The organism is Staphylococcus sp. MSU001 (assembly GCF_052976705.1).
The window spans coordinates 1-12,169 of the sequence record NZ_JBRIKK010000032.1 but is presented as its reverse complement, the minus strand read 5'-3'; the positions used below and the strand labels follow the sequence as shown (position 1 = coordinate 12,169).

At 34.0% G+C, this 12,169-nt stretch carries 10 protein-coding genes and 23 tRNA genes; all 33 read right to left on the bottom strand.

Annotated elements, in window-relative coordinates; genetic code table 11:
* Positions 1-89 precede the first annotated feature (89 nt).
* Complete coding sequence (fumC, locus tag ACVBFA_RS11240; protein WP_002447846.1) at positions 90-1,475, bottom strand: class II fumarate hydratase; 1,386 nt, start codon at positions 1,473-1,475, stop codon at positions 90-92.
* Between the two features lie 191 nt (positions 1,476-1,666).
* Positions 1,667-2,071, bottom strand: coding sequence for a hypothetical protein (locus tag ACVBFA_RS11235; protein WP_002457884.1), 405 nt, complete (start codon positions 2,069-2,071; stop codon positions 1,667-1,669).
* Positions 2,072-2,222: 151 nt separating this feature from the next.
* Complete coding sequence (locus ACVBFA_RS11230; protein WP_002457885.1) at positions 2,223-2,405, bottom strand: SAS053 family DNA gyrase inhibitor; 183 nt, start codon at positions 2,403-2,405, stop codon at positions 2,223-2,225.
* Between the two features lie 23 nt (positions 2,406-2,428).
* A complete protein-coding gene (locus ACVBFA_RS11225) occupies positions 2,429-3,028 on the bottom strand; it encodes a 6-phosphogluconolactonase (RefSeq protein ID WP_126122283.1) in 600 nt (199 codons plus the stop codon).
* A 157-nt stretch (positions 3,029-3,185) separates the two neighbouring features.
* Positions 3,186-3,656 carry a tRNA (uridine(34)/cytosine(34)/5-carboxymethylaminomethyluridine(34)-2'-O)-methyltransferase TrmL gene (trmL, locus tag ACVBFA_RS11220; RefSeq protein ID WP_002446764.1) on the bottom strand — a complete coding sequence of 157 codons (471 nt, stop codon included), beginning with the start codon at positions 3,654-3,656 and terminating at the stop codon, positions 3,186-3,188.
* Positions 3,653-4,783: a tRNA epoxyqueuosine(34) reductase QueG gene (gene queG, locus ACVBFA_RS11215; protein WP_002476052.1), complete on the bottom strand. Its 1,131-nt coding sequence runs from the start codon at positions 4,781-4,783 to the stop codon at positions 3,653-3,655. The genes trmL and queG overlap by 4 nt, the downstream gene beginning before the upstream one ends.
* Positions 4,784-5,128: 345 nt before the next feature.
* Entirely contained in the window at positions 5,129-5,851 is a 723-nt protein-coding gene (locus tag ACVBFA_RS11210; protein WP_002446766.1) for an amino acid ABC transporter ATP-binding protein, read from the bottom strand.
* Positions 5,844-7,301 carry an ABC transporter substrate-binding protein/permease gene (locus tag ACVBFA_RS11205; protein ID WP_002457887.1) on the bottom strand — a complete coding sequence of 486 codons (1,458 nt, stop codon included), beginning with the start codon at positions 7,299-7,301 and terminating at the stop codon, positions 5,844-5,846. Before ACVBFA_RS11205 ends, ACVBFA_RS11210 begins: the two co-directional genes overlap by 8 nt.
* 239 nt (positions 7,302-7,540) lie before the next feature.
* Positions 7,541-8,599, bottom strand: a complete 1,059-nt coding sequence (locus ACVBFA_RS11200; RefSeq protein ID WP_126122284.1) for a PTS transporter subunit IIC — start codon at positions 8,597-8,599, stop codon at positions 7,541-7,543.
* 226 nt (positions 8,600-8,825) lie between these two features.
* Entirely contained in the window at positions 8,826-9,674 is an 849-nt protein-coding gene (locus ACVBFA_RS11195) for a trypsin-like serine peptidase (protein WP_002457889.1), read from the bottom strand.
* Between the two features lie 315 nt (positions 9,675-9,989).
* Positions 9,990-10,073, bottom strand: a tRNA-Leu gene (locus ACVBFA_RS11190).
* A gap of 40 nt (positions 10,074-10,113) precedes the next feature.
* Positions 10,114-10,188: transfer RNA gene (locus ACVBFA_RS11185), tRNA-Gly, on the bottom strand.
* An 11-nt stretch (positions 10,189-10,199) separates the two neighbouring features.
* Positions 10,200-10,274 (bottom strand) — tRNA-Gly (locus ACVBFA_RS11180).
* Positions 10,275-10,287: 13 nt separating this feature from the next.
* A tRNA-Gly gene (locus tag ACVBFA_RS11175) sits at positions 10,288-10,362 on the bottom strand.
* 9 nt (positions 10,363-10,371) lie between these two features.
* Positions 10,372-10,445: transfer RNA gene (locus ACVBFA_RS11170), tRNA-Cys, on the bottom strand.
* A 5-nt stretch (positions 10,446-10,450) separates the two neighbouring features.
* Positions 10,451-10,522 (bottom strand) — tRNA-Gln (locus tag ACVBFA_RS11165).
* A gap of 11 nt (positions 10,523-10,533) precedes the next feature.
* Positions 10,534-10,606 (bottom strand) — tRNA-His (locus ACVBFA_RS11160).
* A 2-nt stretch (positions 10,607-10,608) separates the two neighbouring features.
* Positions 10,609-10,682, bottom strand: a tRNA-Trp gene (locus ACVBFA_RS11155).
* 8 nt (positions 10,683-10,690) lie between these two features.
* Positions 10,691-10,774: transfer RNA gene (locus ACVBFA_RS11150), tRNA-Tyr, on the bottom strand.
* 6 nt (positions 10,775-10,780) lie between these two features.
* Positions 10,781-10,856, bottom strand: a tRNA-Thr gene (locus ACVBFA_RS11145).
* Positions 10,857-10,864: 8 nt separating this feature from the next.
* Positions 10,865-10,937: transfer RNA gene (locus tag ACVBFA_RS11140), tRNA-Phe, on the bottom strand.
* Between the two features lie 104 nt (positions 10,938-11,041).
* A tRNA-Met gene (locus ACVBFA_RS11135) sits at positions 11,042-11,115 on the bottom strand.
* An 11-nt stretch (positions 11,116-11,126) separates the two neighbouring features.
* Positions 11,127-11,219: transfer RNA gene (locus ACVBFA_RS11130), tRNA-Ser, on the bottom strand.
* A 36-nt stretch (positions 11,220-11,255) separates the two neighbouring features.
* Positions 11,256-11,331 (bottom strand) — tRNA-Asp (locus ACVBFA_RS11125).
* Positions 11,332-11,338: 7 nt separating this feature from the next.
* A tRNA-Ser gene (locus tag ACVBFA_RS11120) sits at positions 11,339-11,428 on the bottom strand.
* A gap of 9 nt (positions 11,429-11,437) precedes the next feature.
* Positions 11,438-11,511: transfer RNA gene (locus ACVBFA_RS11115), tRNA-Ile, on the bottom strand.
* Positions 11,512-11,538: 27 nt separating this feature from the next.
* A tRNA-Met gene (locus tag ACVBFA_RS11110) sits at positions 11,539-11,612 on the bottom strand.
* A gap of 24 nt (positions 11,613-11,636) precedes the next feature.
* Positions 11,637-11,712, bottom strand: a tRNA-Ala gene (locus ACVBFA_RS11105).
* Between the two features lie 16 nt (positions 11,713-11,728).
* A tRNA-Pro gene (locus tag ACVBFA_RS11100) sits at positions 11,729-11,802 on the bottom strand.
* Positions 11,803-11,811: 9 nt separating this feature from the next.
* Positions 11,812-11,885, bottom strand: a tRNA-Arg gene (locus tag ACVBFA_RS11095).
* A 12-nt stretch (positions 11,886-11,897) separates the two neighbouring features.
* Positions 11,898-11,986 (bottom strand) — tRNA-Leu (locus ACVBFA_RS11090).
* An 11-nt stretch (positions 11,987-11,997) separates the two neighbouring features.
* Positions 11,998-12,072 (bottom strand) — tRNA-Gly (locus tag ACVBFA_RS11085).
* Between the two features lie 3 nt (positions 12,073-12,075).
* A tRNA-Leu gene (locus ACVBFA_RS11080) sits at positions 12,076-12,158 on the bottom strand.
* Between the last annotated feature and the right edge of the window lie 11 nt (positions 12,159-12,169).

The window sequence follows — 12,169 nt, the reverse complement described above, 5'->3', positions numbered from 1 at the left end:
CAGCCTCATTTTCAATTTTGAACCACTTTTATTGTCCAACTCAAATCGTAAAGATTTATTTTTAACCGTAATTTTTATAATCTAGAAAATTAATGTGGGTCTACCATATCTTCTGGTTTTATCCACTCTTCAAATTGTGATTCAGTTACATATCCACTTTCTATTGCAGATTCTTTTAAAGTAAGTCCTTCTTTGTGTGCCTTTTTAGCTATTTGAGCTGCTTTCTCATATCCAATATGAGGATTCAGAGCCGTAACTAGCATTAATGATTGATTTAAATAATTATTAATGTTTTCTTCAATCGGTTGAATACCTATTGCACAGTTTTTATTAAAGGTATTCATTCCATCTGCTAATAAGTAGATAGATTGTAAAGTGTTATGCATAATTACCGGTTTAAATACATTTAGTTCAAAATTACCTTGTGAACTTGCGATACCTACCGTCGTATCATTCCCCATGACTTGTACTGCTACCATAGTTAACATTTCACATTGTGTTGGATTTACTTTTCCTGGCATAATAGAAGATCCGGGTTCATTTTCTGGAATTGAAATCTCAGCAAGACCTGCACGCGGTCCAGAGGCTAGCCATCTAATATCATTTGCAATTTTCATTAAATCTGTCGCTAGCGCCTTTAATGTACCATGTAATTGTACAATCTCATCATGAGAAGTTAAAGCATGAAATTTGTTTTCAGATGATACGAAAGCATACCCTGTGTTTTTGGAAATATATTTAGCTACTTTATGACCAAATTCTGGATGAGCATTAATTCCCGTTCCTACTGCAGTGCCACCAATTGCTAAATTTAAAATATGCTTTTTTGATTCTGATAGTAATTGCTCACATTTTTCTAACATATAGCGCCAGCCACTTATCTCTTGACCTAGTTTAATAGGCGTTGCATCTTGCAAATGTGTGCGTCCAATTTTAATGATTGATTGATATTGGTCTTCTTTTTCTTTAAAAGTTTGACGTAAATGGTTAAGTGCTGGCTCTAACTTAGTTTCAACTTCATGGAACAATGCGACATGCATGGCTGTAGGAAATGTATCATTTGAACTTTGAGATTTATTTACATCATCATTTGGATGAATAGCTTCCTTGCTTCCATGTTTCTTAAGGTATTCATTAGCTACATAACTTACGACTTCATTAACATTCATATTGCTTTGTGTACCACTACCTGTTTGCCAAACAACAAGTGGAAAATGATCGTCTAGTTCTCCATTTAAAATACGATCACAAGCATAAACGATGGCGTTCTTTTTTTCATCACTCAATTTTCCTAATTCATGATTTGCTAAGGCCGCACCTCTTTTTAGTTGAGCAAATCCGTAAATGACTTCTATAGGCATATGCTCTTTGCCAACTGGAAAGTTTCGTTTACTTCTTTCAGTCTGTGCACCCCAATATTTGTCTTCTGGTACTTCAATTTCTCCAAATGTATCATGTTCAATTCTGACTGACATTTATATCGCTCCCCCTATTGTTCTTTGTTTAATTGTAGTATAGCACTATTTAAATTAGATGAGCAATGTTGAAATAAACCGTTTTCATTTAAAAGAATATTTTCCTAATAAAATAAAAATGAGTCCTAAATGAATTTTTTCATGCTCATTTAAGACTCATATATTAAAATATTAATTTACTTCTTACTTATTTAATTCTTAGGTTGTTGATATTTTGCTTTAGTAGCCTGAACAATAGCAATTGCAGTTAAAACAAATAGTATCACACCTATAGTGAGAGTGACAGGACTTATACTTACTAAAATACCTAAAACTCCTGGTAATTCATTATAAAAATCATCCAAGGTGTATGTCAAAACTCCCGTTATTAATAGACAACAAACCACACTAATCATCACACCAGACTGATTACTTTTTATAAATGTATGTGCATTGACATTATCAATAAGACCTTTTGATAAATTAAGTTGAAGTTGTACAATTTTGAACAATAGTGGCAAGTATAAAGCACCTAAAGCAAGTGGAAAACCTTTTATAGATAATAAACTCACTATAACAGTAACTATAACAAAGTGAATCCAGTATTTTCTTAACATTTAATTAATCTCCTTGTGTTAATGACTGTAAGTATCATATCATAACCAATCAAAAGGAGTGAATATTTATATAACAAATCGTGTGAAAGATAATAAAATATAAAAATCCAATAACTTAACATACTGATAAGCTACTGGATTTATATAAAATCTATTTACTATTTTTAAAATCTGAACGAACTTCGTTATCATGAGGTTGATTTAATTTTTCTTCATCATTTTCCTGTGAAATCTGTTCCATTTCTTTTCCTAATTCTTTTAAATCATCTAAGTCAGTCACCATAGCGTTTTCTTCTTCATGATAATTTAATTTGGAATCTTTTTTGTTCGCCATCATTTATCCCTCACAAATTTATTTTATGCAAAACGTGCAGTGAAGTACTCTTTTACGTCTTCAGGTAAACCTGCAGCCGCTTCTTTATCTAAGATAACATTGACCATACGGTGTGCTTTTAAATCCGATGGTTCAAAACTAGTCTTACCATTTTCACGGTAAAGTTTTTCTACCATATCTCGTTTATTAGCACCGGTAATAACTAAGAAAATTTCTCTAGCTTCCATCAAACCTTGACGAACGCTAACGTCAAGTTTGCCATTTTCATCAATCGTAAGGACTTGCATTGTCAGTTTTCCCTTATTTTCTTTAGTCTTAATCTTATCTGAGATAAAGTCAATTGCATCATTTTCGTAAGAAATTGAATAAATTTGTCCTGTTGGCACACCCAAAGCCTCATAATAAGAATGATTATCATCATAATCTAAAATATTTATTTGACTGAAATCAACTGCATGATTTTCCACATTTTTCTTAAGTTCATCAAACACTGGTGCATGTTCTTTGCCCAAATGAAATCCTGCAATAGTAGTTGGATTGTTATTTAACTGCTTACGTAGAATATCTGCAGTATATTCTGCTACTTTTTCACTATTGTCAAATACTTTAAAATTCATTGCCATGTTAACTACACTCCTCTAAGTTTGCTCTTTTAATTAAGTCGATTTAATTTAAAGTATACCCTTTGTATTAATTATCAAACTATTATTTTTTATTAGTTCACAATTAATATAACATTTCTTGGGTTTATCTTGCATTTACTTTATTTATTAACATTAATTATGAAAGGTTAGGATAATCTTGTTGTCTCAAAGCTTCGTAAATCAGTAAAGCAGCAGTATTAGAAAGATTAAGAGAACGTATATTGTCACTCATTGGAATTCTTAGAGCTGTTTTTGCATATTTCTCCTTAACCCAATCAGGAAGACCAGTAGTTTCTTTACCAAAGATAAAATAATAATCCTCATTAGTATTAGAAAAATTAAAATCGCTGTAGGTTTGTTTACCAAATTTTGTTAATAAATAGTAGTGACCTTCAGTATTAGCAAAAAATTCTTCAATACTATCGTGATATGTAATATTAACATGCTCCCAATAATCAAGTCCTGCACGTTTTAACATTTTGTCTTCAGTACTAAAGCCGAGCGGTTTAATTAGATGAAGATGGGTTAAAGTCCCTGCACAAGTACGTGCAATATTTCCTGTATTTGCTGGTATTTCTGGCTGATATAGTACAATATGATTCGTCATTTTTGTTCTCTCCTCATTTGCAAACCTTTTTTCATTTCGATCTGCACTTCTTCAATCTCATTTTCATAATGCGCATCAATAAAAGGTATAGCATCATCCTCTAAAATTTGTCCAATTGCCCAATATGCAGTACCTCTAATCATAGGTCTTGGATCATTTAATGCAACTTCTTTTAGTTCTGGTATAGCACTTTCTTCTTTAAAATGTGCCAAAGCTATAATAGCATTTCTTTGTATTGGTTTTTTACCTCTCCAAGCACCTGCTAAATGTCCATATGTACTTTTGAATTTCTTGTTGCTCATTTGAAGTAAAGGTACAAGACGTGGCTTCAAAATTTCCGGTTCCAAGACAATATCATCATGCTGAGTATTGATACCACGATTTTTAGGACAAACTTGTTGACACGTATCACACCCATATAATCTATTTCCAATTTTATATCGATATTCATCTTGAAGATAACCTTTAGTTTGAGTTAAAAAACTAATACATTTTTGACTATTTAACTGACCATTTCCAACAAGTGCACCTGTTGGGCAACGATCAACACAAATTGTACAGTCACCACAACTATCTAATAATGGATCATCAGGTTCAAACGGTATACTTACTAACATTTCACCTAGGTAAGACCAAGTCCCTAATTCCGGAGAAATCACAAATCCATTCCTACCCGTGAATCCTAACCCAGCTCTTTCTGCTACTGCTCTATCTGACAATACACCAGTATCCACCATAGATTGGATTTCGACATCAGGTACTTTTTCTTTGATGAAATCAGCTAATTTATCAAGTCTCTTACGCATAATGCTGTGATAATCTTGGCCCCATGATGCCCTAGCAAACATGCCTCGACGATCACCTTTAACACTTTTTGGTGCACCTTTAAGTTTATTAGGATAACCCACAGCTATTGCGATGATAGAACGTGCGCTAGGTAAACTTAGTTTAGGTTCTGTACGTAATGATATATTTGATTCCTCAAAACCCGATGCATACCCCTTTGCATGATATTCCTCTAATTTTTGTTTCAATTCATCAAAAGGATCTGCAGTTGTAAATCCAATACTATCAATGCCTATAGAATGAGCAAAGTCTATAATTTCTTTTTTTAGTTTATTGTTCATAAGCTTTGCCACCTTTTTAAAATTACATATGCTATTCTAACATAAGATTATGTATCAGAGTTGGCATAATATTGTAATGATTAAAAATTATAGCCTATGATATAAATCATTATCATAGGCTTTCAAAATTGTGTAGCTTATCGCTATTTAGATTTAAAAATTCATGTTTTAGATAACTTTAACACTATTTATTAATTCAATCTTAAGAAAAGTATTTGTTTCCAAACTTCTATAAGTATTTTTATGATATACTAATTCTCTTTTAAAAGTTTAAAATGATGTAACTATAACAAATTCGCTAACTGAGAATAGTAAACTTTAACTTTTATCATTCGAAAATAAATTTTATAACACTCGTGATAAAAAATTTTGAGTTCGACTGTGTTGAGGATTTTCAAATATGTTTTGTGGTGTACCAGATTCAACCACAACACCATCGGCCATAAATACCACTTTATCACTTATTTCTTTAGCAAAGTTCATCTCATGCGTGACAATCACCATTGTCATACCTTCATTCGCTAATTGTCTCATTACTTTTAAAACATCCCCTACTACTTCAGGATCAAGTGCAGATGTTGGTTCATCAAATAACATAACATCAGGTTCCATTGCCAAAGCTCTTGCAATAGCAACTCTTTGTTTTTGACCTCCAGACAGTTGATTAGGATATGAATCTGCTTTATCTTTAAGCCCCACTTTTTCAAGTAAATATAAAGCTTTCTCTTTTAATTGATCTTTACTATCTTTATGTAATAAAAGTGGTGCCAACATTACATTTTCAATGACCTTTTTATGAGGAAATAAATTAAAATTTTGAAATACCATACCCATTTTTTGTCGTAAATTATCTAATTGAACATTATGTTGGGTTAATTCATTATCTTCAAATATAACTTTACCTTTTGAAGGTACATCTAACAAATTCATACAACGGAGTAAAGTACTTTTACCACTTCCAGATGGTCCAATTATTGCAACCACTTCACCCTTATCAACAGTAAGATTAATATCTCTCAATACTTCATTTGCTCCAAATTTTTTATTTAAATTTTTAATATTAATCACTGGCACTCATTCTCCCTTCAATAAAATTCATAACACGTGTAAGTGCAAATGTAAGTAAGAAATATAGTAATGCTGCAACTAACAATGGTGTGAATGGATCAAAAGATATTCCTTGTACAACTTGTGCATTAAACATGATTTCACTCACTCCAATTGTGGAAACTATAGACGATTCTTTAATCAAGGTTACAAATTCATTACCTAAAGCAGGTAAAATTTTCTTAATTGCCTGTGGCATAACTACTGATTGCATAGTCTGTCTATAATTCATTCCTAAACTTCTAGCAGCTTCAGTTTGTCCTTTATCTACAGCATTAATACCAGCTCTAAAAATCTCAGCAATGTAGGCTGAAGAATTTATAACAAGCGCAATAGTACCACAAATTAAAGCTGAAATATCTAACCCCAAAGCTGCAGTAGTCCCAAAAAATACAATGAACACTTGCACAAGCATTGGAGTACCTCTTAAAAATTCTATGTATATACCTGCTATCCATTGTAATGGTCTAATTTTACTTAATTTTAATAAAGCTATAAAAGAGCCTAAAATAGACCCCAATACCACACCTACTAATGAAATCAAAATAGTATTTTTAATTCCTTTAATAAAAAAACTGCCATATTTAGAAATAAAATTTCCATCATCTTGCATATCTTCGGCTGCTTTTGTCATGTATTGATCAATTAAATTTTTTTCTTTTACATTATCAATTGTTTGATTTAACTTATCTAAAAGTACAGGAGAGTTCTTAGGAACAGCTATACATGTTTGTTTCTTTTCTTCATTAAATTTAGTCTTTGAAAATGTTAGTTCAGAATTTTGTTTTAAATAGGCCTCACCTACTGGTTTTTCAACAACTACACCCGCTACTTTTCCACTTTTTAAAGATAATATAGCCTCAGGTAATCTATTGAGCGAAGAAATTTTACTATCTTCAATCTCAGTTTGTGCAATTTTTTCTTGATCTGTTCCTTTTTGTGCAGCTATGTTTTTGCCTTCAAAATCTTTGATATTTTGATAACGTTTTGCTTCATCTTTTTTAATCATCATCACATTGTTTGTAATCATGTAAGGTTTTGTAAAATCCACTTCTTTTTTTCGTTCGGGAGTTGTCGTCATACCGGATATGATAATATCGATTTTACCGGTCTTGAGTGCACCTAATAAGCTATCAAATTGCATGTTTACAATTTTTAACTTTAAATGATTATCTTTCGCAATTTTTTTAGCTAATTCTATATCTACACCTGCATATTCAGTTTTACCATGTATCGTCTTTTCAAATTCTAAAGGTGCATAATCAGCTGATAATCCAACTCTTAGTTCTCCTCGATTTTTAATTTTAGTCCAATTTTCATCTTCATTTGCATATGTACTCGGACTGATAAATAACGTGAAAGTACTTAACATTAATATTATGATTGATAACATTTTGAACAAACACTTCATTGTTTTTAACCTCCTTATTAATAATTATACATTATTATACATAAATACTCATACGTGCGCAATTAGATTTCCAAATATTGTATAAAAAAATACCCGAGACATTGAGTATCTCGGGTATTTTATGCTATCTAAACTTAATAAATATGTTCATTAAGTTATTCAAATTTCAGCTTATAACTTAAGAAAAAACAAAGAGTTTGTTATATATCATACACTAATTCCTAATATAATAATTAAAATTAATCTTTTGAGATTTCAAATTTATAAATCTCATCACTGTAAGTACTTAATACTTTTTTACAAATTTTATGTACAATAAAGGCACCTACAAATGGTATAACGAAATATCCAATAGCTAATAAAATAATATTCATAGATGGATTTCCCGACATACGGTTTAATGCATTGATGGGACCAACCAGTCCAGTATAACCAAAACCAGCAGATAGTGCAGTCCCTTTAATTTTTAAAATATATGCAACTATACCACATAAGACTCCATTAATTGTCAATGGAATAGCTATAATTAAATGCTTTAAGTAAACAGGAATCATCATTTTAGCAGCACCTATGAGTAATACCACGTTAACTCCTAGAGAATTAACTCTTAAAGATCCAAATAAAAAGGTTACACAAGCTGCAACTATTCCCATATTTGCAGCACCACTTCCTAAACCAGTAAGATTAATTGCTGTTGCTATAGCAACTAACGAGATTGGAGTTACCATTAATAAAGAAAATGTTACACAAATTAATATAGACATTAATAATGGATTTAATTCTGTGAACCTGTTTACTAGTTTTCCTAGTGACTGCGTAATGACTTGAACGTAAGGTAATGTTAATAACCCTATTAATCCACTAATTACAGGAACTAAAACGGGTAAAATAATCATTTCTAAGGAACCTAATTTACCTTCTAAAAACATATAAATGAAACAAGCTAATATAACTACTAAAATTACATTTATAATATCTCCAATTCCTTTTAATTCAATTGTTTGTCCATTATAGTGTACTGCTCCAGAACCTAGCATTGCTGAAATACCAATTATTGCAGCACCTGTACCTTTAAATTTAAATTGGTGCGCAGCAAGAGCTCCTATAATAAAAGCCATAAAAGATTGTATGATTGTTACTAGCTGAAAAATCGTTTCTAGTACATGATTACCTTCTTTAAAGAATTTTAATAATTCACCTAATAAGGCATTAGGTAATAATGCAATAACTACACCTGCACCTACTGCATTCAAAATGTTGTTAAAAAATCGCTTTCCATTGATTTGCGAATGACTCATGTTAAACCTCCATTTAAAACATTAAATTAATCGTATTATAGAAACGAAATATAAACAATCATTTAATATCAAATTTCATGTCAATAATTAAAGAAAAGTGAGCAATTATACTTATATACGGATAATATTTAACATTTACTTATTAGATAAAAAAAGCATCCAAGGTTAAATTGTACATTTAACCAATGGATGCATACACTATATATATTATAAAAACTAAATTTAATTATTGAATATTTATATCAGGTATATTGTTTCTTAGGAATTGCTGAACGAAATCATTTATATAAACACTGCTATTGTATTTATTATCTACGCCACCATAATGTATTCCAATAACTTGATTTTTACCATTAAATACTGGAGATCCAGAGTTTCCACCTACAGTACTTAGGTCATATCTTAATTCCTCGCCACCAATATAGACAACCTTACCTACACTTTCCCACATTGTGGCTAACGGTTTGTCACCAGGGTAACCAGTAACAGTGATGTTTTCATTAATTCTAGTATCTGTATTGCTACTTATAGTTGCAGGTTTAACTACTTGCCCAATATGTTGATTATGTTCGTTCGGTGACACTCTTAAGATTGCTAAATCACTATTACCAGGATACGGTATGATTTCTTGACCCACAAATTTGCCATTAGGATAGTCATTTTCATTTTTAGCTGAAGGATGGACACTAATATTTCTTGGATTACCCTTAGCTCCATTAACGACGTGTTTATTAGTTAATATTTCATTTTCACCTACAACAACACCTGAACCACTCATATATCCACCATCTATTGGTATATAAATAAAACTAACAGCATCATAATGACCTTGTGTAGTATTAAAAATTTGATGTCTATTATTATTAGGCAATATTACACTTGGGTAACTTTTATTTTGACTTGGTTTAATATTATGGCTCGAACTATTAATATCTAAAACATTTTTGTTTTCTGTGCCAAGTGAGGAATGATTATGGCTTTGTGTATCGGTTTTTGCATAAGAAGTATTTACCATTGTAGTAGTTGCTAACGCTGCAATTGTCATTGTACATATAGATAAAAATCTCTTTTTCATATGATAACCTCCAAAAATTATAAAAATTATTTTTTAATAACAGCTGTTATAATTAAATTATATATATAAAGTGAAAAAATATGTGATTAAATGCCTAAATGTTAAAATAAAAACCCTATCTGTTTGCATTTTATTAAATATTATACTTATTTATTTAAATATTTTTTATAAGAATTTGGACACAATTATTAGTAACTTACTTATTTATAAAATTTTAGAGACTATCAAATGATAAATAACAATTAGCTCTTAAAAAATAAAAAGAGTGAAAACATTAAACTTACAATGTTTTCACTCTAAAAAAATTTGAATTTATACCGGTGGTCGGGATCGAACCGACACTCCAATAAAGGAACGGGATTTTGAGTCCCGCGCGTCTGCCAATTCCGCCACACCGGCTCAATATATAAACAAAAAACTTCCCAATGGAAGTAAATAATGGAGCGGAAGATAGGATTTACACCTATATCTCATTCCGGGAAGGAATGTGTTCTGAGAGTTGAACTACTCCCGCAAATCTAAAATTGGAGCGGAAGATAGGATTTGCACCTATATCTCATTCCGGGAAGGAATGTGTTCTGAGAGTTGAACTACTCCCGCATAATATTAAAATTGGAGCGGAAGATAGGATTTGCACCTATATCTCATTCCGGGAAGGAATGTGTTCTAAAAGTTGAACTACTCCCGCATAATAACCTGGAGGCGGCAACCGGATTTGAACCGGTGATAAAGGTTTTGCAGACCTCTGCCTTACCACTTGGCTATGCCGCCAATAACTGGGCTAGCTGGATTCGAACCAGCGCATGACGGAGTCAAAGTCCGTTGCCTTACCGCTTGGCTATAGCCCATTAATATAAAGGGCGGTTGAAGGGAATCGAACCCTCGAGTGTCGGAACCACAATCCGATGCGTTAACCACTTCGCCACAACCGCCATGGCAGGGGCAGTAGGAATCGAACCCACATCAAAGGTTTTGGAGACCTCTATTCTACCGTTGAACTATGCCCCTATATATGATGGTGGAGGGGGGCAGATTCGAACTGCCGAACCCGAAGGAGCGGATTTACAGTCCGCCGCGTTTAGCCACTTCGCTACCCCTCCTAAAAATGGTGCCGGCCAGAGGACTTGAACCCCCAACCTACTGATTACAAGTCAGTTGCTCTACCAATTGAGCTAGGCCGGCTATAGGTATGGTTCAGGACAGAATCGAACTGCCGACACATGGAGCTTCAATCCATTGCTCTACCAACTGAGCTACTGAACCAAAATAAAAATTCGTAATGATACCTCTTTGAAAACTAAGTTTTATATGTTCTGAAAAACAATATGTATTTTAGCTATTTCACCACGAAACCTATATTAGTAATATTGCGGGAGGCGGATTTGAACCACCGACCTTCGGGTTATGAGCCCGACGAGCTACCGAACTGCTCCATCCCGCGCTAATAATTAATGGCGGAGGAAGAGGGATTCGAACCCCCGCGGCCCGTTAAGGCCCTGTCGGTTTTCAAGACCGATCCCTTCAGCCGGACTTGGGTATTCCTCCACAAATTATAAATAATTACTATTAAAATTTAATATATGGCGGTCCCGACGGGAATCGAACCCGCGATCTCCTGCGTGACAGGCAGGCGTGTTAACCGCTACACTACGGGACCATTAAAACGGAGGAAGAGGGATTCGAACCCCCGCGAGCCGTTAAGCTCCTGTCGGTTTTCAAGACCGATCCCTTCAGCCGGACTTGGGTATTCCTCCAAAATTATATGGACCTTGCAGGACTCGAACCTGCGACCGAACGGTTATGAGCCGTTAGCTCTAACCAACTGAGCTAAAGGTCCTGAATATAAGTATACAACTAATAGTAGTGGCGGTGGAGGGGATCGAACCCCCGACCTCACGGGTATGAACCGTACGCTCTAGCCAGCTGAGCTACACCGCCGTTATGTAGTTTGTAAATTAATAATGGTGGAGACTAGCGGGATCGAACCGCTGACCTCCTGCGTGCAAAGCAGGCGCTCTCCCAGCTGAGCTAAGCCCCCAAAATTTATTTTACTATCGGGAAGACAGGATTCGAACCTACGACCCCTTGGTCCCAAACCAAGTGCTCTACCAAGCTGAGCTACTTCCCGTAAAATAAGCGCGCCCGATAGGAGTCGAACCCATAACCTCTTGATCCGTAGTCAAACGCTCTATCCAGTTGAGCTACGGGCGCAAATATTAAAGATGGTGCCGAGGACCGGAATCGAACCGGTACGGTGATCTCTCACCGCAGGATTTTAAGTCCTGTGCGTCTGCCAGTTCCGCCACCCCGGCAATATCGTTAATGGAGCGGAAGACGGGATTCGAACCCGCGACCCCCACCTTGGCAAGGTGGTGTTCTACCACTGAACTACTTCCGCAAATGCGGGTGAAGGGAGTCGAACCCCCACGCCGTAAAGGCGCTAGATCCTAAGTCTAGTGCGTCTGCCAATTCCGCCACACCCGCTATTTAAATGG

Coding starts and splice junctions, on each gene's coding strand:
- fumC (WP_002447846.1), bottom strand. CDS start 1,475: ATGTCAGTCAGAATTGAACATGATACATTTGGAGAAATTGAAGTACCA.
- ACVBFA_RS11235 (WP_002457884.1), bottom strand. CDS start 2,071: ATGTTAAGAAAATACTGGATTCACTTTGTTATAGTTACTGTTATAGTG.
- ACVBFA_RS11230 (WP_002457885.1), bottom strand. CDS start 2,405: ATGGCGAACAAAAAAGATTCCAAATTAAATTATCATGAAGAAGAAAAC.
- ACVBFA_RS11225 (WP_126122283.1), bottom strand. CDS start 3,028: ATGGCAATGAATTTTAAAGTATTTGACAATAGTGAAAAAGTAGCAGAA.
- trmL (WP_002446764.1), bottom strand. CDS start 3,656: ATGACGAATCATATTGTACTATATCAGCCAGAAATACCAGCAAATACA.
- queG (WP_002476052.1), bottom strand. CDS start 4,783: ATGAACAATAAACTAAAAAAAGAAATTATAGACTTTGCTCATTCTATA.
- ACVBFA_RS11205 (WP_002457887.1), bottom strand. CDS start 7,301: ATGAAGTGTTTGTTCAAAATGTTATCAATCATAATATTAATGTTAAGT.
- ACVBFA_RS11200 (WP_126122284.1), bottom strand. CDS start 8,599: ATGAGTCATTCGCAAATCAATGGAAAGCGATTTTTTAACAACATTTTG.
- ACVBFA_RS11195 (WP_002457889.1), bottom strand. CDS start 9,674: ATGAAAAAGAGATTTTTATCTATATGTACAATGACAATTGCAGCGTTA.